The following is a 19626-nucleotide window of genomic DNA, read 5'->3' on the forward strand; positions in this document are numbered from 1 at the left end:
CTTAATCCTTTAACATAGTTATGGCTTTTTTTAAAGCAATAATTAGTTTATCAATATCCTCTTTTTCATTATAAAAAGCAATACTAACTCGAATAGTTCCTTCTATGCCTAAACTTTTCATGATAGGTTGGGCACAATGATGTCCACATCTTAAAGCTATACTCATTTTATCAACTAAAATACCCACATCTTCAGCCATAATATTTTTGATATTAAAACTAAGTGAGCCAATAGAATTTTTTATGTCACTATAAAAAATAATATCATCTATTTTTAACAGTTCTTCATAAAGATATGTGTAAATCTCTATTTCTTTTTTTTCAATATTTTCATATCCAAGCTCTTCTATAAACTCAATTGCTTTTCCAAATCCAATGACACCTGCTATATTTTGAGTACCTGCTTCAAATTTAAAAGGAGAGTCAAGTAATATACTTCGCTCATAAGTAACATCATTGATTGTGGCTCCTCCTGTTTGATAAGGTAAAATATCATTTAATAAATTCTCTTTTATATAAATAGCTCCAACACCTGTTGGTCCAAAAGTTTTATGTGAAGAGATTGCCAAAAAGTCTATATCTAAATCTTGCACATCAGTTTTTTTGTGAGTTAAACTTTGCGCTCCATCAACTAAAACTTTTGCACCATACTTATGGGCTAGGTTAGTTATTCTTTTTATGCCGTGAATCTTCCCAAAGGCATTTGATATATGTGTAATAGATACAAGTGCGTTAGGATTTTCTTTTAATATATTTTCAAAATCTTCGTAATCAAAATCAAGATTTTCATTACATTTTACTACTTCAAAATCTATATTAGCTATTTGCCATGGCACAATATTGGAGTGGTGCTCTAAAGAAGAGATTATCACTTTTTTAAATCTATTTTTTGCGTATGAATTTACTATAAAATTAATACTTTCAGTCACACCTTTTGTAAAGATTATTTCATGTTTTTCTTTTGCATTTATAAACTTTTTTAAAACTTCTCTTGTGTGTTCGTAATTTTGTGTTGCTTTATTTGCATTTCCATGATTACTTCTATGTGTATTTGAACAATAAGATGAATAATAATTTACAATTTCATCAATAACCACTTGTGGCTTTTGAGTTGTTGCTGCATTGTCAAGATAGACAATATTACTATTTTTAAAATAAGGAAAATAATCTTTGTACATCATATCTCTTTTATTATATTTTTAATTTTTTCATTTGTTATTTTATCTAAAATTCTATGCTCAATGGCTTCAAGCATCATTTTTGAAGCTTGCTTTTTAGATAATCCTCTTGATTGTAAATAATATAAAATATCTTCATCCAAACTACCAGTTGTTGCCCCATGACTTGCTGTTAATTCATCAATAAATATTTCAAGTCTTGGATTTGCATTTATTATGGCATCATCACCCAGAAGCGTTGTTCGCGAGTTTTGTATTACAGCTGAATTATTTGCTTCATTATTTACTCTAGCTTTTACTTCAAATATTCCATGGGAATTTTCATCTAAAATATGGTTTGCTTTTACACTACTTGAGGTGTTTTTACCATTGTGAATTGTACTTACTATATTTGCTATTTCTTGTTTTTGTGCAATATTTGTTAAAGCTTCCATGTCAAAACTTGAATTCAAAAAGTCTAAATTTATATCAAACTGATTATAAGCATTTAATGCCCCAAAATTAAAATTAAAGAATTTTAACTTTGAATCTTCATGAATGATTGGATTAAACTTAATATTTAAAAAATCTTCCAAAGAGATCTTTTGTAAATATACATACTCCACATTTGATGAATTATTTATATCAAAATCTCTTTTTTGATTTATAAAGTTCTTTTTACTGCTTGATATAAATATCTCAAATATTGTAACATCACTATTTTTATCAACTATATATTTTAAATCTTTTTCAAAAATTGTATTTTCATCATCATAATAGTTTAATACCACTATTGGATTTTTACACTCTTTATTTATAATTATTGTGTTTTTTTCAAGAGTTATATTGTCAACTAAATTTTGTTCTTTTATTTTTTCATTTGCAAAAAATACTCTATTATAGCCTTCAATTTTTAAATAATCAAAATCAAAACTTGACACATCTTTAAAACTGTTTTCTTTAAATTCTAGTTCTGTGATATTTTTAACATTACACTTTCTAAACTCTTCAATTTTTTTATTTGCAATTGGGAAGTTTTTGATATCTAAATTTCTCATATTACACTCCTATTGCTTCGTAACCTTTTTCTTGAATAGTCTCTGCCAATGAATAATCACCACTTTGAATGATTTTCCCATCTTTTAAAACATGTACAAAATCAGGTTTAATTGCCTCTAATAATTTATCATAATGGGTTATCATCAATACTGATCTATTACCATCAAGAAGTGAGTTTATACCATTTGCCACAAGTTTTATAGCATCCACATCTAATCCTGAGTCAATTTCATCTAGTAAAATTAAATCAGGTTTTAAAACTAATAGTTGCAATAATTCATTTCTTTTTTTCTCACCACCACTAAAACCAGCATTTAGATCTCTTTTTAAAATCTTATTATCAATACCAAACTCGGCTGTTATTGCTTTTATCTCTTTTAAAAAACTAGCAGCATCAAGCTCTTCTAAACCTTGATACTCTCTTTTTGCATTAAGGGCTGATTTTAAAAAGTACATATTATTTACGCCAGGAACTTCAATAGGGTTTTGGAAAGATAAAAAAAGACCTTCATTTGCTCTTTGGCTGGCGTCAAGTTCTAATAAATCTTTGTCGTTAAACTCTACACTTCCAGATGTAACTTCACATTCATAGTGGTCGCATAAAGCTTTTACAAGGGTAGATTTTCCAGCTCCATTTATTCCCATTAAGGCATGTACTTCACCTTTTTTTATATCTAAACTAAAATCTTTTATTATTTCATTGTTTTCTATTTTTACATTTAAATTTTTAATACTAAGCATACTATTTCCTTAAAATTTTTCATTTTTCATTTTTCAATCTATCCAACACTACCTTCTAAAGAGATATTTAATAACTCTCTAGCTTCAACTGCAAACTCCATTGGAAGTTCATCAAGTACTTCTTTACAAAATCCATTTACTATTAAAGATACTGCATTTTCTTCACTTAAACCTCTTTGTCTTATATAAAAGAGTTGTTCATCTGATATTCTTGAGGTTGTAGCCTCATGCTCTATTTTTGAACTTGCATTTCTTACCTCTTGATATGGATAAGTATGTGCTGAACAGGTATTTCCTATAAGCAATGAATCACATTGAGAAAAGTTTCTAGAATTTTTAGCATCCTTTGTAACTCTTACTAATCCTCTGTAGGCATTTGAACCTTGCATAGCTGAAATACCTTTTGAGATAATAGTTGATTTTGTATTTTTACCTATGTGCATCATTTTGGTACCAGTATCTGCTTGTTGAGCTAGGGAAGTAAGTGCTACTGAATAAAATTCTCCTACACTATTATCACCTTTTAAAACACATGAAGGGTATTTCCAAGTAATAGCAGACCCCGTTTCAACTTGTGTCCATGATATTTTTGAATTATCACCTTTACAAATACCTCTTTTAGTTACAAAGTTTAAAATACCACCCTTACCATCTTTATCCCCTGGATACCAGTTTTGGATTGTTGAATATTTTATTTGTGAATTTTTAAGAGCTACTAGTTCTACAACTGCTGCGTGAAGTTGTCTATTATCTCTCATTGGAGCAGAACAGCCCTCATTATATGATACATAAGAGTCATCATCACAAATTATTAATGTTCTTTCAAATTGCCCAGTATTTAAAGCATTGATTCTAAAATAAGTTGATAATTCCATTGGACATCTTGTTTTTGGTGGAATATATACAAAACTCCCATCTGTGAAAACAGCGCTATTTAAACAGGCAAAATAATTATCTCCTGCTGGTACAACAGAAGCTAGATATTTTTGTAATAGTTCAGGGTGCTTATTTGCAGCATCACTAATTGAACAAAATATTATTCCTAATTCTTCTAACTCTTTATGAAAAGTTGTTTTAACAGATACTGAATCAAATACAGCATCAACTGCAACACCTGCTAACATTTTTTGTTCTTCAAGTGGAATTCCAAGTTTTTCATAGGTTTTTAAAATACTTGGATCTACTTCATCTAAAGAATCTAATTCTTTTTTTGGAGCCGAATAGTATGAAATGTCTTGATAATCTATTTTATCTATTTGTAAACTTGACCATTCGGGTTCTTCCATTGTAAGCCATTTTTTATAAGCTTTCAAACGAAAATCACAAAGCCATTGTGGTTCATTTTTCTTTTTTGATATAGCTTTTATAACATCTTCATTCAAACCATTTGGAAATGTATCTGAATTTACAATGGTTTCAAAGCCTAATTTGTAGTCATTTTTTATAACATTTTGAATTTTATTATTACTCATAATCTCTCCAATTCTAAATAGGACTAATATTGTCCTATTTGTAAATTTAACATATATATATTAATTAGCTGTTTAGTAATTTATATAACTTTATCTTTTAATCTTAGATTAAACTATAGAGTTTATTTATAAATAAATTTAGCTATTCTATTTAATTAAGACAATTTTTATCCTATTTCTTTTATAATTCCAAAAAAAGTATAAAAAAGCTATAATTTTACGGAATAGCATTTGCATATGAATAAAGAAAAAGATAGGAATTAAAATATGGAAGTTTACTTAGATAACAATGCCACTACAAAAGTTGATCCAGAAGTTTTTAAAGCGATGGAGCCATTTTTTTGTCACATTTATGGAAATCCAAACTCTTTACATAAATTTGGAGCAGGAACACACCCTAAAATGGTTGAGGCATTAAATTACTTATACGAAGGTATAAATGCAGCTGATGCCGATGATATAATAATCACTGCAAATGCAACAGAAAGTATTAATACTGTTATAAAAGGTATTTGGATTGATAAAATTTTAAATGGTAATAAAAATCACATAATTACTTCAGAAGTAGAACATCCAGCTGTTACTGCAACCTGTAGATTTTTAGAATCACAAGGTGTAAATGTAACTTATTTACCTGTAAATGAAGATGGTACATTAGATGCTTCTTTAGTAAAAGAACATATAAAAGAAGAAACAGCGCTTGTATCTATTATGTGGGCAAATAATGAAACTGGTAAAATTTTTCCAATAAAAGAAATTGGGACAATTTGTAAAGAAGCTGGAGTTGCTTTTCACACAGATGCTACACAAGCAATTGGAAAAATTAGAGTTGATGTACAAGCATCTAATGTAAACTACTTGTCTTTTTCAGCACATAAATTCCATGGACCAAAAGGTGTAGGTGGAACTTATGTTCAAAAAGGTTTTGAACTAACTCCACTTTTACATGGTGGTGAACAAATGGGTGGACATAGAGCTGGAACAGTTGATGTTGCTTCTATGGTTGGTATGGGTTTAGCTATGAAACTTGCAACTTCAGAAATAGCATTGGCTTATGAAGAGAATCATGTAAGAAAATTAAGAGATAAATTAGAAAATGCAATTTTAGAAATACCAGAAACATTAGTTATTGGTGGAAAAGAAAATAGAACTCCAAATACAACTTTAATCTCATTTAGAGGTGTTGAAGGTGAATCTATGCTTTGGGATATGAACCAAAAAACAATAGGTGCATCAACTGGAAGTGCCTGTGCAAGTGAGGATTTAGAAGCAAATCCAGTTATGAATGCTTTTGGAAGTGATAGTGAATTGGCTCATACAGGTGTTAGATTTTCTTTAAGCAGATTTAATACTGAAGAAGAGATTGATTATGCGATTACTGTGATTAAAAATGCTGTAAATAGATTAAGAAATATTTCTAGTTCTTATGCTTATACACCAAAAGATCACGTTTCACAATTATAAAAATATTAAAAGGAATATAAAATGGCAAAAAATGATTTAATAAGCGGTTCAATTTGGGATGAATACTCAAATCAAGTAATAAGAAGAATGGATGAACCAACTCACCAAGGTGAGATTACAGAAGAGATGGCTAAAGATGCTGGCGGAAAATTAATCGTTGCAGATTTTGGAGCTGAATCATGTGGTGATGCTGTAAGATTATATTGGGTTGTTAATGAAACAACTGATGTAATTGTAAATTCTAAATTCAAATCTTTTGGATGTGGAACTGCAATCGCTTCTTCTGATGTTATGGCTGAATTATGTATAGGAAAAACTGTTGATGAAGCAATTAAAATTACAAATATTGATGTTGAAAAAGCATTAAGAGATCATCCAGATGTTCCTGCTGTTCCACCTCAAAAAATGCACTGTTCAGTTATGGCATATGATGTTATAAAAAAAGCTGCATCAACATATAAAGGTGTTGATATGGAATCTTTAGAATCTGAGATTATAGTTTGTGAATGTGCAAGGGTTTCATTAGCAACTTTACAAGAAGTTATTAAATTAAATAATTTACAAACTGTTGAAGAAGTAACTGATTATACAAAAGCTGGAGCATTTTGTAAGTCATGTATCAAACCAGGTGGACATGAAGCAAAAGATATTTATTTAGTAGATATTTTAAAAGATGTTCATGCTGAAATGGAACATGATAAATTAAAACAAGCAGCAGATGCAAGTGCAGCTGGACAATCAAGCTTTGATAAAATGACAATTGTTCAAAGAATAAAATTAATTGATGAAGTTTTAGATGGTGAAATTAGACCAATGCTTGCAATGGATGGTGGAAACATGGAGATTATTGATATTAAAGAAAATACTCCTCATTATGATATTTATATTAGATACTTAGGTGCATGTAATGGATGTGCATCTGGAGATACAGGAACACTTTATGCAATTGAGTCTGTATTAAAACAAAAAGTAGATGAAAATATTAGAGTTTTACCAATCTAATCAAAAAGTAATATGAATTAAAAAGGGGAAAGAGTTTCTTTCCCCTTTTTTAGTATTTGATATATACAGTTTTTGTAGTTGTATAAAAATCACTTGCTGTATATGATTTTTCCCTTGAACCATAAGATGAACTTTTTCTACCACCAAATGGTACATGATTATCCATTCCAGCTGTTGGAAGATTTATCATTACATTTCCTATTTCTGCATCATGTTTAAACTGCATAGATTTTTTCAAATCATTTGTAATAATTCCACCTGATAATCCAAATTCTGTATCATTTAATACTTCAATTGCCTCATCATAATCTTTTACTTTTATCACACAAGCAATAGCTGCAAACATCTCTTCTTGGTTTATTCTCATAGAAGATTTTCCATCTACAAATAGAGCAGGTGAGAAATAAAATCCTTGGGTATCAGTTTTTATAGCTTCTCCTCCACAAACTAAAGTAGCTCCTTCTTCTTGTCCAAGTTTGATATACTCTAAGTTAGCATCTAATTGTTTTTTATCAATACACGGTCCAATTTGACTTGATGGATTCATAGCATTTCCTACAACTAATGATTGCATTTTATTTTTAAAAGCACTTATAAACTCTTCATAAATACCTTCTGTAACAATTAGTTTTGAACAAGAAGTACATTTTTGACCATTTGCATTGTAAGCGCCTTTTATAGAAGCTTCAACTGCTGTATTAATATCTGCATCATCAAGTATTATAAGTGAATTTTTACTTCCCATTTCTAATTGTAATTTAGTCATAGAATCAATAGATTTTTTAGCAAGTTCTTTACCAACAGCAACAGAACCTGTGAAAGTTATTCCTTGCACTTTTTTTGATTGTGCTAAAGTATCACCTATTACTCCACCTTGCCCAAATGTCAATGAAAATACACCTTTAGGTAGTTTTGTTGAGTCAATTATTTTAGCTAGTATATATGCGATTGCTGGAGTATTACTTGATGGTTTTAATATCACGCTATTTCCATAGGCTAGGGCAGGGGCTATTTTCCAAGCTGGAATTGCTAATGGATAGTTCCAAGGTGTAATGACACCAATTACACCTATTGGTTCATGTATTACTTCTATATCAACATTATCTCTTGGTGAATCCATAAATGCACCTTTCATTCTAATAGCTTCTGCTGCAAAATAATTAAAAAATTCAGCTGATTTTACAACTTCATCTATTGCTTCTTTTATTGGTTTTCCAGCTTCCCTTGCTATTATTTCACCAAAGTAATCTTTATTATCAAGAAGTTTAATTGCTATATCTTTTAATACTTCTTCTCTTAATGAGATTGAAGATTTTGCCCAAGACTTTTGTACTTTTGAAGCAAACTCAATAGTTTGTGATACATGCTCATAACTTCCTTTATAATAAGTTGATACTATATCTGCAATATCAGAAGGATTTATATTCTGTGCAGTTTCATCACTTCCTTTCCATTCTCCACATATTAGGTTTTTCATTGGTTCATTTATATTTATTTCTAAATTATTAGATTTTATTATTTCATTTTGATTTAAATTTTTCATTTTTTCCCCTTGAATATTATCATAACATTATAATGACTTAAAACTTAGGCAAAACTTAAAGATTATAATGTTATAATAAATTTTGAGAGTGAAATATTTATTCTAAAGATGAATTAAATTCATCTTTAAAATTTGTTAGATTTGATTTGATTTTTTTGAAAGTGTTCTCTGTACAGCGTCTTTCCAGCCTGCATAAAGGTCGTATCTTTTTTCTTCACTAATAGTAGGTTTGAATTCTTTTTCTAGCTTCCAGCCTTTTGAGAACTCTTCTTTTAAAGGATAAAATCCTGCTTTCATTCCAGCAAGCCAAGCAACGCCAAGTGCAGTTGTTTCAAGTATTTCAGGTCTATCAACTGAAGTTCCTAACATATCAGATAAAAATTGAACAGTATAATCTGAAGCTGACATTCCACCATCAATTCTTAAAACAGAGTTTTTAGCACAATCAATACACTCTCCAAAATTATTCCAATCACTATACATAGCTTCTAATAAATCTTTAGTTTGATAGGCTACACTTTCTAAAGCAGCTTTTGCAAAATCTTCAGGTCCTGTATTTCTTGTAAGTCCATAAATAGCGCCTCTACACTGAGTATCCCAATAAGGAGCAGCAAGTCCTGTGAATGCAGGTACAAAATAGAGTTGCTCTGTTGGATCAGCATTGAGTGCTAGTTCTTGAGCCTCTTTTGAGCGTTTTATGATTTTTAACCCATCCCTTAGCCATTGGACAACGGCACCAGCTATAAAAATTGAACCTTCTAAGGCATAAGTTGTTTGACCATTAAATCTATATGCAATAGTTGTAAGCAGCCTATTTTTTGATAAAATCATATTTGAGCCAATATTTAAAATAGCAAAACACCCAGTTCCATAAGTTGATTTTACCATTCCTGGTTCAAAACAAGCTTGCCCTATAAGAGCAGCTTGTTGATCTCCTGCAACTCCATTGATAGGTACTTCTTTTCCAAAATACTCTTTACTAATATTTGCAAAATCATCTGCACAATCTTTAACTTCGGGTAATATACCCATTGGAATATCTAAAAGGGTACAAATCTCTTTGTCCCATTCATTTGTTTTTATGTTGTATAACATTGTTCTAGCAGCATTTGTAGCATCTGTAACATGGCTTTTTTTATTACTTAATTTCCAGATTAAAAAAGTATCAACTGTTCCGAATAATAAATCTCCATTAAGAGCTTTTTCTTTAGCACCTTTAACATTTTCTAAAATCCATTTTAATTTCATAGCAGAAAAATAAGGGTCAAATAATAAACCAGTTTTTTCTCTAATCATCTTTTCGTGTCCTGCTTCTTTAAAGACATCGCACTCTTTTGATGTTCTTCTATCTTGCCATACAATTGCATTATAAACTGCTTTTCCTGTATTTTTATCCCATACAACAGTTGTCTCTCTTTGATTAGTTATTCCAATAGATACAATATCTTCTATACTAGCATTCGCATCTTTTAATACATTTTTACAGCTATTTAAAACTGTATTAAATAAATCCTCAGGATTATGCTCAACCCAACCAGAATGAGGGAAATGTTGAGGAAACTCTTCTTGCGAAATTTTTTCTATTTTCATTTGTTTATTAAATAGAATTGCTCGGCTAGAAGTTGTACCTTGATCTATTGATAGTATGTATTTCATTTATTCTCACTTTAGAGTAACAAAAGTTGAGTCAAGCTCAACTTTTGTTTAGATTTATAAAATTATTTCCAAGATTTGATTAATTCATCATAAGAAATAGTTACTGGTGCTGGTTTTTCATTAGCTAATTTAGGTTTTGGAGCACCTGGTTGTTTTAGCCAATATTCAGCAGTTTTCTTTTCATTAAGTTTTGGTCCAATATCACCTTGGATACCAGCTCTTTCAATTCTTGATAGAATTTTCTCTTGAGCTAAACAAAGTGAATCTAAAGCCTCTTGTGCAGTTTTTGCACCTGATGATGCATCACCAATATTTTGCCACCATAATTGTGCCAATTTTGGATAATCAGGTACATTAGTTCCTGTTGGAGTCCATTGTGTTCTTGCAGGAGATCTGTAAAATTCAACTAAACCACCAAGTTTTGGAGATCTTTGTGTAAATGATTTATCATTAATACTAGATTTTCTTATAAATGTTAAACCAAAATGTGATTTTTTAACATCAACTGTTTTTGATGTAACAAATTGTGCATATAACCAAGCAGCTTGAGCTCTTTTTAGAGGTGTTGATTTCATTAAAGTCCAAGAACCAACATCTTGATAACCAACTTTCATTCCTTCTTTCCAATAAGCACCATGTGGTGATGGAGCCATTCTCCATTTTGGAGTACCATCAGCATTTACAACTGGAAGACCTTTTTTTACCATATCTGCTGTAAAAGCTGTATACCAGAAAGCTTGTTGTGCAACTTCACCTTGTGCAGGAACAGGTCCAGCTTCAGAGAATACCATACCAGCAGCACTTGGTGGAGCATATTCTTTCAACCATTTGTTGTATTTTTCAATAGAATAAACAGCAGCTGGTGAGTTTGTAGCTCCCCCTCTATCCATACAAGAAGCAACTGGTTGAGATTTTTCATTTACTCTAATTCCCCATTCATCTACTGGAAGTCCATTTGGTAAACCAGGATCACCCTCTCCAGCCATTGACATCCAAGCATCAGTAAATCTCCAACCTAATGAAGGATCTTTTTTACCATAATCCATATGTCCATAAACTTTTTTACCATCGATTACTCTTCCTGTAAAGAATTCTGCAATATCTTCATATGCAGACCAGTTAACTGGAACACCTAATTCATAACCATATTTTGCTTTAAAATCAGCCATATTTTTTGGGTCCGTGAACCAATCATATCTAAACCAATAAAGGTTAGCGAACTGTTGATCTGGTAACTGATATAGTTTTCCATCAGGAGCAGTTGTAAAAGATAATCCCATAAAATCATTTAAATCTAAGTTTGGATTTGTAACAGCTTTACCGTCACCTTTCATCCAATCAGTTAAATTTCTAACTTGTTTATATCTCCAATGTGTACCTATTAAATCAGAATCATTTACATAAGCATCATAAATATTTTGCCCTGTTTGCATTTGTGTTTGTAGTTTTTCAATAACATCACCTTCCCCAATGAGGTCATGAATAACTTTTATTCCTGTAATATCGTAAAATGCTTTTGCCAAAGTTTTACTCTCATATGAGTGAGTTGTAAGACTTTCAGATACAACTTTTATAGTCATACCTTTGTAAGGTTTTGCAGCATCTTTAAACCAAGTAAGCTCATCTTTTTGTTGAGCTTTAGTTAATGATGAGGGTTGAAATTCATCAATCCATTTATTCATATCTGCACTAAAAGCACAACTACTTAGTCCTAATATTCCTACTACAAGTGAAGTAGTAATCTTATTTTTTATTTTCATTCTTTTCCCCTTCTTAAGTTAAATTGTTATAAATAAAATAAAATTTGATAATTTTATTTTAGTATTTTTATACCCAGCGAAAAACTGCTATAGCATAAAAAAGACAAAGAACCATTCCCCCGTAAATTGGAGTACCAAACATTGCTAAATAGCCAAGGCAAATAAATGCCGAGCCTAAAAGACTTAGAAAAAGTCGATCACCAGGAGTGGTTTTTATTCGTAAAATTCCTACTCTTGGTGCCTGCGGCCACTTAATGGCCCAGATAGTCATGATTATAAGTGCAACAAAGATACAAATGAAAAATATTGCAGTTCCACTTGTCCAAGCCATCCATGATAAATTCATACTAAACCTCCTTAAACTCGTCCAAGAGATAAACCCTTGGCAATGTGATTACGAACAAAATATATAACTATGGCACCAGGAACAAGTGTTAAAACACCTGCTGCTGCTAGAACGCCCCAATCAACTCCAGAAGCTGATATTGTTTTTGTCATAGTTACTGCTATTGATTTGGCATTAACAGCTGTTAATGTTCTACTTAAAAGTAATTCAACCCAAGAGAACATAAAACAGAAAAATGCACAAACACCAATACCAGAAGCAATTAATGGAGTGAAGATTTTTGTAAAAAATCCAAAAAAACTAAATCCATCAATATATGCAGTTTCATCTATTTCTTTTGGTACACCACGCATAAATCCCTCCAAAATCCAAACAGATAATGGAACATTGAATAATGTATGAGCTAAAGCCACCGCAATATGTGTATCAAATAAACCAACACTTGAATAAAGTTGAAAGAATGGCAGCGCAAATACAGCAGGTGGTGCCATTCTGTTAGTTAATAACCAAAAGAACAAATGCTTATCTCCTAAAAATCTATATCTCGAAAAAGCATATGCTGCTGGAAGTGCTACTAAAACAGAAATAACCGTATTCATTACAACATATATCATTGAGTTGATATATCCCCAATACCAAGTAGGGTCTGTGAATATAACAATATAATTATGAAAAGTAAGATCATTAGGAAAAAGTGAAAAAGTTCCCAATATCTCTTCATTTGTTTTAAAACTCATATTTACTAACCAATAAACAGGTAACATCAAAAAGATAATATATATAAGCATAATAGTAGGAGATTTACTGCTAAAAAAGCCTTTTTTAATTGCTGTACTCATAAATTACTCCTCTTCTTTATCTATGTTTGTCATGATTGTAAAAAATGCCCAACATGTTAATAGTATCACTAGAAAATATATTAGTGAAAAAGCTGCTGCTGGTCCTAAATCAAACTGACCAATTGCTGTTTTAACTAAATCTATAGATAAAAATGTAGTAGAATTTCCAGGCCCACCACCTGTTACAACCATAGGTTCAGTATAAATCATAAAACTATCCATAAATCTAAGCAAACTAGCAATTAGCAATACTCCCATCATTTTAGGAAGTTGGATATATCTAAAAACACTCCATTTTGAAGCTTGGTCGATTTTTGCTGCTTGGTAATAAGCTGATGGAATTGATTGTAATCCTGCATAACAAAGTAAAACAACTAACGAAGTCCAATGCCATACATCCATTACAATTATTGTAACCCATGCATCAAGTACATTTTGGGTGTAGTTATAATCAATCCCCATTGATACTAAAGTATGACCCAAAAGTCCAATATCAGTTCTTCCAAATATTTGCCAAATAGTACCAACAACATTCCAAGGAACAAGTAGTGGAAGAGCAACTAATATTAAACAAGCTGATGACCAAAACCCTTTTTTAGGCATATGTAAAGCAATAAAAATACCAAGAGGAATCTCTATTGCTAAAATAATTCCTGTAAAAAGTATCTGTCTTCCTAAGGCCGCATGAATTCTCTCTGAGTGAAGAACTTCTTCAAACCATTGTAATCCAGCAGGGAAAAATACATTATTTCCAAAGGTATCTTGAACTGAATAATTAACAACTGTCATTAAAGGAATAACAGCTGAAAAACCAACAAGGATTAGTACTGGAAGTACAAGAAACCATGCCTTTTGATTTACAGTTTTTTTCATAGTGCTTCTCCTTGGACTATCCAATCATTTTCATATACATTGATTTTTTCTAAATCAAAAGTCATGCTACTCATTGTTGAAGTGATTTTTGTATCTTCTGAAACTATTATATTTATATTATTATCTTTGTATTTTGCTCGTACAATCTTATGGTGAGCCACATCTTCTATCCTGGTAATATCTATTTTGATTCCCTCTCCATCTTCACAAAGGTTTATGAATTCAGGTCTTATTCCTAATTGAATCACACCTTCTAAATCTTTATATTTAGAATTTAATTCAATTGTATAATCATCTAAAGTTGCTATGTTTCCATTAATTTTCACATCAAAAAGATTCATTCCTGGTGAACCAATAAAATATCCCACAAAGGTATGTGCTGGTTTTTCAAATAATTCTTCTGGAGTTCCTATTTGTAAAACTATTCCTTGGTTCATAACTACAACCTTATCAGCAAAGGTTAAAGCTTCTGTTTGGTCATGAGTTACAAATATCATTGTATGTTTTAGCTCTTTGTGTAAAGCTTTTAATTGAGTTCTTAATTCCCATTTCATATGAGGGTCAATCACAGTTAAAGGTTCATCAAATAAAATTGCATTTACATCTTCTCTTACCATTCCTCTACCTAAAGATATTTTTTGTTTGGCATCAGCTGTTAAACCACTTGCTTTGTTATCCAAAATATCTTCAACTTTTATTGCTTTTGCAATAGCATCAACTCTTTGTTTGATATATTCAGGCTTTTCTTTTCTATTTTTTAAAGGAAATTCTAGATTTTGTCTGACTGTCATTGTGTCATAGACAACGGGGAATTGAAATACTTGGGCAATATTTCTATGTGCTGTATCTTCATTTGTAACATCTTTATCATCAAATAGAATTTTTCCCTCTGATGGAGTTATAATTCCAGATATAATATTTAGTAAAGTTGATTTTCCACATCCAGAAGGTCCAAGTAGGGCATAAGCTGCTCCATCTTCCCACTCATGATTTAAAGGTTGTAGTACATAATCTTTATCTGAAATTGGATTTTCCATATAACTATGGGCTAAGTTTGAAAGAGTTATTTTTGCCATTTCTTCTCCTTCTATCTTTCTTCTACATAAGAGGCAGTTTTAACTAAATCGCCATCATGAGAAAATACAAAAATATGACGAGTATCTAAATACACTGATATTTCTGAGTTATATTCTAAGTCATGTACTCCATGAACTAGACCAATCCAATTGTCTTCTTTGTGTTGCATATGTAAAAAAGTCTCAGATCCTGTTATTTCTGTAACATCTAAGTGGGCAGAAAACTCAATTGCATTTTCTGATTTTTTTGTAAGCTCTAAGTGATTTGGTCTAAAGCCTGCTAGATATTTTCCATCTTTTATATCTTTTAGCCCATTTGTAGCAAGTGCTTTTTGTCTATCTCCATAATAAAAATAATCACCTTCTTTTTTTATATTTAAAAAATTCATTGAAGGGTTTGAGAAAACTTTTGCAGTAATTGCCGTATTTGGTCTGTGATAAACTTTTGTAGTTTCATCAAATTGTGTTATTTTACCTTCCCATAATGTCACAACATTTCCACCTAATAATAGTGCTTCTTCTGGTTCAGTTGTAGCATATACAAAAATTGCTCCAGATTTTTCAAACATTTTTGGTATCTCTTCTCTTAATTCTTCTCTTAATTTGTAATCCAAGTTTGCAAGGGGTTCATCTAATAGTACTAAACCAGAACCTTTTACTAGTGAACGAGCTAGTGCGCATCTTTGTTGTTGCCCACCTGATAATTCTAAGGGTTTTCTATCTAACATATTTGTTAAACGCATAAGTGCAGCTGTTTCTCTAACTGCTTTGTCTATCTCATCTGAATCTTTTTTCATTATTCTCAAAGGTGCTGCAATATTTTCATATACACTCATTGAAGGATAATTGACAAATTGCTGATAGACCATCGCAACTTTTCTATCTTGAACTCTCATTCTAGTAACATCTTTTCCTTCCCACAGAATTTTTCCTGTTGTAGGTACATCCAATCCTGCCATTATTCTCATCAAGGTTGTTTTTCCTGATAAGGTTCTACCTAGAAGTACATTCATCGTACCTTTTTGTAGTGTTAGGTTTGTATTATAAATATGAGTTTGTCCATCAACTTTCATTGACACATTCTCAAGTTCTAATGACATTCAATCTCCTTGCTAGAATTATTATATTAATAAAATTATCAATGTAATAAATTTACATCATAACATTATAATGTTGTCTTTAATAGTGACGTATAGAATTTTAAAGTATGCTTAAGAATGTCAGTATTTTATTGTCTTTAATTAAAATCTTTTTCATCTTTAAACGTAGCAATAAAATAGCATTGCGGTTCGATGGGAGCTTGCTTGCATTGACCTTATAAATTACTTAAATTACATTTTATAAATTGCAAAAAAGCACTTCTTTTTTAAGTCAATACTTTAAGTGCAATTTTTAATTATTTGAAATTATTTAATATTCTTTTTATAGTTATATCATTATAATGTCTTCAATAACATTATAACCTTATAATGTAATCTATTTAAGGATAGTAAAATTATGGAAAGTAATAAATTTGACATTATTATTATAGGTGGGGGAGCAACAGGAAGTGGAACAGCTTTAGATGCGGCATCAAGAGGCTTTAAAACTTTAGTATTAGAAAAAAATGATTTTGCTGAAGGAACTAGTTCTAGAAGTACAAAACTAGTACATGGTGGAGTTCGTTATTTGGAAGCCGCTGTGAAGGGCTTGAATATGGACCAATTCAATTTAGTAAAAGAGGGATTAAAAGAGAGATCAAGACTTTTGAAAAATGCTCCTCACTTATGTTCTAGACTTACCCTTGTAACTCCTATATATAAATGGTGGGAATTACCTTATATGTTTATTGGTTTGAGTTTATATGATTTTGTATCAGGAAGAAGAGGTCTTGGTAGAAGTTCAATTGTATGTAAAGATAAGATGATAAATAACTTTCCAAGTATCAAAAAAAATGCCTTAGTAGGTGGAGTTAAATATTATGATGGAAGTTTTAATGACTCACGATTGAATGTAACACTACTTAAAACAGCTCAAAAGTTTGGGGCTGATTGTAGAAATTATAGTGAAGTTGAAGAGTTTTTATACGAAGAGGGAAAAATCTCTGGGGTAAAAGTAAGAAATAAAATTACAGATGAAACTTATATTGTAAACTCAAAAGTTATAATAAATGCAACGGGAGCATTTTCTGATAAGGTAAGAACTTTAGATAATAAAGAAGCAAAAAAAATGCTTGACTTAAGTTCTGGTATTCATATTGTATTAGACAAAAAGTATTTGCCTTCTGATGAAGGTTTGATGATTCCAAAAACTGAAGATGGAAGAGTTTTATTTATACTTCCTTGGATGGGTAAATGTTTAGTTGGAACTACAGATGAAAAAACAACTCTAAGTGAACATCCAGAGGTTTCTGCTGAAGATATAAAATATATATTAAAACACTTAGAAATATATTTTGATTTAAAAATTGATGAAAGTGAAATATTATCGTCATGGTGTGGAATAAGACCATTAGTAGCAGCGCCTAAAAATGCCTCAACAAAAAGTATTGTAAGAGAGCATATTATTATTAGCTCTGATTCTGGCTTAGTTAGTATTTTAGGTGGCAAATGGACAACTTATAGAAAGATGTCAGAAGAGCTTGTTGATTATGTGACTTCTAAATTTGCTTTAGAAAACAAAGAGTGCCAAACAAAAAAATTAAAATTAATAGGAAGTGAAAACTTTACAAAAGAGATGCAAGTTGATTGTTTAGATGAAGATATTAAAAAATATTTGATTAAAATGTATGGTGATAAAGCAAATGATGTTTTAAGTTGTACTAAAAAAATACAGAGATTACATAAAGACTATGCACATACTAATGCAGAATTAATTTATACTATTAAAGAAGAGTTTGTACAAAAACCTATGGATTATATAGTAAGAAGAACATCTTTGGCCTTGATTGATAAAAAAGCTGCAAAAGAGATTTTAGACAAAGTATTAGAAATAATGCAAAAAGAGTTAAATTGGGATGAAAAAAGAGTAAATATTGAAAAAGAAAAATCTTTGGAGTTATTAAATAATTCATTATAACAAATATTAAGTACACTTTAAAATTGAATTATGTAATATGCAATAATAAATAGAATATATTGTTATAATATATTACAAATCAATATTTATCTTAAAAGGAAATACTTTTGTTTGCTAAAAATGGTATACCATTATATCTTCAATTAAAAGAGAAATTATTGGAAGATATTAAGTTAAATTACAAAGCTGATGATATTATACCAGCTGAGGGCAAACTTGAAGAGAAATATCAAGTAAGTAGAATAACTGTAAGAAAAGCTATTGAAGAGTTAGAGCGAGAAAATGTAGTTATTAAAAAGCAAGGTAAAGGAACTTTTGTACAAGAAAAGAAAGTCCTTTATGATGCAAATTCTATTGGGTCTTTAACCCAAAGATTAGAAAAACAAAAACATCTTCTTACTACAAAATCTATATCTTTTGAAATAATTGAAGAGGGTGAAGAACATTTTGTAAAAGATATGCTAAATTGTGAAAAACTATTATGCATTAGAAGAACTAGATTGTTAAATGAAGTTCCTTTTGCATTGATGATAAACTATTTTGATGTAAATACTGTACCTGATATTGAGAAAAAGCTAAATCTTGAATCATTGTATGCCTTTTTAAAAGAAGAGTATAATATTGAATTTTATAACGCAGAAGAGATAGTAGAAGCAAAAGCTGCAAATAAAGATGAAGCTAAAAGATTAAATGTAAAAGAAGGTTTTCCTTTATTGTCTTTAAAAAGACTCTCATATGACAGAAGTAACAAGCCAATAGAGTATTCAAATTTGGTTATCAAATCAGATATGTACAAACACAAGATAATTTTATCAAATGATAAAATGTCAAATATATAAATCAAAGGATATGATTATTGTTTGCTAAAAATGGTATTCCCTTATATATACAATTAAAGAAAAAATTATTAAAAGATATTCAAGACAATTATAAACCTGGAGATTTATTATCTCCTGAAGTAAAGCTAGAAAAAGAGTATGAAGTAAGTAGAATAACTATAAGAAAAGCTATTGAATTACTTGAAAGAGATAATGTCTTAGAACGAAAACAAGGTTCAGGAACATATATAAAAGAACAAAAAATCCTTTATGATGCAAATTCAATTGGCTCACTAACTCAAAGATTAAATAAACAAAATCATAAACTTACTACTAAATCAATTGAATTTGAAGTTATTAAAAAAGAGCATTATGTAAAAGAGTTATTAAAATGTGATACTCTGTTGTGCATAAAAAGATTTAGAGAGATGGATGGAATACCTTTTGCTTTGATGTTAAATTATTTGGATTTTGATAAAGTTCCAAATTTAAAGAAAAAGTTTAATATAGAGTCTTTATATACTTTCTTAAAAGATGAATACAATATAGAATTTTTTAATGCTCAAGAGACAGTGGAAGCAAAAGACTCTACAAAAGAAGAAGCGCAAAAGTTAGGTATAAAAGAGGGCTCTGCACTTTTATCTTTGCATAGATTATCTTTTGATAAAGAGAATAATCCTGTAGAATATTCAGATATTTTAATCAAAGCAAATATGTATAAACATCAAATCACACTCTCAAATGACAAAATCTCAAATTACTAA

Annotated in this window: 17 protein-coding genes; 5 read left to right on the forward strand and 12 right to left on the reverse strand. The window is 30.2% G+C overall.

Features of this window, described 5'->3' with window-relative positions; translation table 11 throughout:
* Position 1: 1 nt before the first annotated feature.
* From CRU95_RS05725 to sufB, 4 genes are read right to left on the reverse strand one after another with little or no spacing between them, the layout of a single operon-like run.
* A complete protein-coding gene (locus CRU95_RS05725; RefSeq protein WP_258238640.1) occupies positions 2-1180 on the reverse strand; it encodes an aminotransferase class V-fold PLP-dependent enzyme in 1179 nt (392 codons plus the stop codon).
* Positions 1177-2214, reverse strand: a complete 1038-nt coding sequence (locus tag CRU95_RS05730; RefSeq protein ID WP_129100181.1) for a SufD family Fe-S cluster assembly protein — start codon at positions 2212-2214, stop codon at positions 1177-1179. Before CRU95_RS05730 ends, CRU95_RS05725 begins: the two co-directional genes overlap by 4 nt.
* Position 2215: 1 nt before the next feature.
* Positions 2216-2956, reverse strand: a complete 741-nt coding sequence (sufC, locus tag CRU95_RS05735) for a Fe-S cluster assembly ATPase SufC (protein WP_013134682.1) — start codon at positions 2954-2956, stop codon at positions 2216-2218.
* Positions 2957-2994: 38 nt separating this feature from the next.
* Positions 2995-4428 (reverse strand): Fe-S cluster assembly protein SufB, encoded by a 1434-nt coding sequence (gene sufB, locus CRU95_RS05740; protein ID WP_164969739.1) that lies wholly within the window; start codon positions 4426-4428, stop codon positions 2995-2997.
* Positions 4429-4695: 267 nt separating this feature from the next.
* Here sufB and CRU95_RS05745 point away from each other — a divergent pair, with 267 nt between their 5' ends.
* Both CRU95_RS05745 and CRU95_RS05750 read left to right on the forward strand, forming a co-directional pair.
* Positions 4696-5892 (forward strand): NifS family cysteine desulfurase, encoded by a 1197-nt coding sequence (locus CRU95_RS05745; protein ID WP_129100183.1) that lies wholly within the window; start codon positions 4696-4698, stop codon positions 5890-5892.
* 21 nt (positions 5893-5913) lie between these two features.
* Positions 5914-6894: an iron-sulfur cluster assembly scaffold protein gene (locus CRU95_RS05750; RefSeq protein WP_129100184.1), complete on the forward strand. Its 981-nt coding sequence runs from the start codon at positions 5914-5916 to the stop codon at positions 6892-6894.
* Between the two features lie 49 nt (positions 6895-6943).
* Here the strand turns inward: CRU95_RS05750 and CRU95_RS05755 are convergent, their stop codons facing one another.
* The 8 genes from CRU95_RS05755 to CRU95_RS05790 all read right to left on the reverse strand — a co-directional run bounded on the left by CRU95_RS05755 (position 6944) and on the right by CRU95_RS05790 (position 16087).
* Positions 6944-8437, reverse strand: coding sequence for an aldehyde dehydrogenase family protein (locus CRU95_RS05755; RefSeq protein WP_129100185.1), 1494 nt, complete (start codon positions 8435-8437; stop codon positions 6944-6946).
* A 135-nt stretch (positions 8438-8572) separates the two neighbouring features.
* The gene (glpK, locus tag CRU95_RS05760; protein ID WP_129100186.1) at positions 8573-10093 is read right to left on the reverse strand and encodes a glycerol kinase GlpK; all 1521 of its coding nucleotides are present in this window, start codon (positions 10091-10093) and stop codon (positions 8573-8575) included.
* Between the two features lie 62 nt (positions 10094-10155).
* Positions 10156-11853, reverse strand: a complete 1698-nt coding sequence (locus tag CRU95_RS05765; RefSeq protein ID WP_129100187.1) for an ABC transporter substrate-binding protein — start codon at positions 11851-11853, stop codon at positions 10156-10158.
* A gap of 67 nt (positions 11854-11920) precedes the next feature.
* Positions 11921-12199 carry a DUF2160 domain-containing protein gene (locus tag CRU95_RS05770; protein WP_129100188.1) on the reverse strand — a complete coding sequence of 93 codons (279 nt, stop codon included), beginning with the start codon at positions 12197-12199 and terminating at the stop codon, positions 11921-11923.
* 11 nt (positions 12200-12210) lie between these two features.
* The gene (locus CRU95_RS05775; protein ID WP_129100189.1) at positions 12211-13038 is read right to left on the reverse strand and encodes a carbohydrate ABC transporter permease; all 828 of its coding nucleotides are present in this window, start codon (positions 13036-13038) and stop codon (positions 12211-12213) included.
* Between the two features lie 3 nt (positions 13039-13041).
* Positions 13042-13911, reverse strand: a complete 870-nt coding sequence (locus CRU95_RS05780; protein ID WP_129100190.1) for a carbohydrate ABC transporter permease — start codon at positions 13909-13911, stop codon at positions 13042-13044.
* Positions 13908-14987, reverse strand: coding sequence for an ABC transporter ATP-binding protein (locus tag CRU95_RS05785; RefSeq protein WP_129100191.1), 1080 nt, complete (start codon positions 14985-14987; stop codon positions 13908-13910). The genes CRU95_RS05780 and CRU95_RS05785 overlap by 4 nt, the downstream gene beginning before the upstream one ends.
* Positions 14988-14998: 11 nt before the next feature.
* The gene (locus CRU95_RS05790) at positions 14999-16087 is read right to left on the reverse strand and encodes an ABC transporter ATP-binding protein (RefSeq protein WP_129100192.1); all 1089 of its coding nucleotides are present in this window, start codon (positions 16085-16087) and stop codon (positions 14999-15001) included.
* A gap of 397 nt (positions 16088-16484) precedes the next feature.
* Between CRU95_RS05790 and CRU95_RS05795 the strand changes: the two genes are divergently transcribed.
* The 3 genes from CRU95_RS05795 to CRU95_RS05805 all read left to right on the forward strand — a co-directional run bounded on the left by CRU95_RS05795 (position 16485) and on the right by CRU95_RS05805 (position 19626).
* Positions 16485-18044 carry a glycerol-3-phosphate dehydrogenase/oxidase gene (locus CRU95_RS05795; protein WP_129100193.1) on the forward strand — a complete coding sequence of 520 codons (1560 nt, stop codon included), beginning with the start codon at positions 16485-16487 and terminating at the stop codon, positions 18042-18044.
* 107 nt (positions 18045-18151) lie between these two features.
* On the forward strand, positions 18152-18883 hold the full coding sequence (locus tag CRU95_RS05800) for a GntR family transcriptional regulator (protein ID WP_013134695.1): 732 nt from the start codon (positions 18152-18154) through the stop codon (positions 18881-18883).
* Positions 18884-18900: 17 nt separating this feature from the next.
* On the forward strand, positions 18901-19626 hold the full coding sequence (locus tag CRU95_RS05805; protein ID WP_129100194.1) for a GntR family transcriptional regulator: 726 nt from the start codon (positions 18901-18903) through the stop codon (positions 19624-19626).

The organism is Arcobacter sp. F2176 (assembly GCF_004116465.1).
Lineage (GTDB): Bacteria > Campylobacterota > Campylobacteria > Campylobacterales > Arcobacteraceae > Arcobacter > Arcobacter siniprincipis.

Coding starts and splice junctions, on each gene's coding strand:
- CRU95_RS05725 (WP_258238640.1), bottom strand. CDS start 1,180: ATGATGTACAAAGATTATTTTCCTTATTTTAAAAATAGTAATATTGTC.
- CRU95_RS05730 (WP_129100181.1), bottom strand. CDS start 2,214: ATGAGAAATTTAGATATCAAAAACTTCCCAATTGCAAATAAAAAAATT.
- sufC (WP_013134682.1), bottom strand. CDS start 2,956: ATGCTTAGTATTAAAAATTTAAATGTAAAAATAGAAAACAATGAAATA.
- sufB (WP_164969739.1), bottom strand. CDS start 4,428: ATGAGTAATAATAAAATTCAAAATGTTATAAAAAATGACTACAAATTA.
- CRU95_RS05745 (WP_129100183.1), top strand. CDS start 4,696: ATGGAAGTTTACTTAGATAACAATGCCACTACAAAAGTTGATCCAGAA.
- CRU95_RS05750 (WP_129100184.1), top strand. CDS start 5,914: ATGGCAAAAAATGATTTAATAAGCGGTTCAATTTGGGATGAATACTCA.
- CRU95_RS05755 (WP_129100185.1), bottom strand. CDS start 8,437: ATGAAAAATTTAAATCAAAATGAAATAATAAAATCTAATAATTTAGAA.
- glpK (WP_129100186.1), bottom strand. CDS start 10,093: ATGAAATACATACTATCAATAGATCAAGGTACAACTTCTAGCCGAGCA.
- CRU95_RS05765 (WP_129100187.1), bottom strand. CDS start 11,853: ATGAAAATAAAAAATAAGATTACTACTTCACTTGTAGTAGGAATATTA.
- CRU95_RS05770 (WP_129100188.1), bottom strand. CDS start 12,199: ATGAATTTATCATGGATGGCTTGGACAAGTGGAACTGCAATATTTTTC.
- CRU95_RS05775 (WP_129100189.1), bottom strand. CDS start 13,038: ATGAGTACAGCAATTAAAAAAGGCTTTTTTAGCAGTAAATCTCCTACT.
- CRU95_RS05780 (WP_129100190.1), bottom strand. CDS start 13,911: ATGAAAAAAACTGTAAATCAAAAGGCATGGTTTCTTGTACTTCCAGTA.
- CRU95_RS05785 (WP_129100191.1), bottom strand. CDS start 14,987: ATGGCAAAAATAACTCTTTCAAACTTAGCCCATAGTTATATGGAAAAT.
- CRU95_RS05790 (WP_129100192.1), bottom strand. CDS start 16,087: ATGTCATTAGAACTTGAGAATGTGTCAATGAAAGTTGATGGACAAACT.
- CRU95_RS05795 (WP_129100193.1), top strand. CDS start 16,485: ATGGAAAGTAATAAATTTGACATTATTATTATAGGTGGGGGAGCAACA.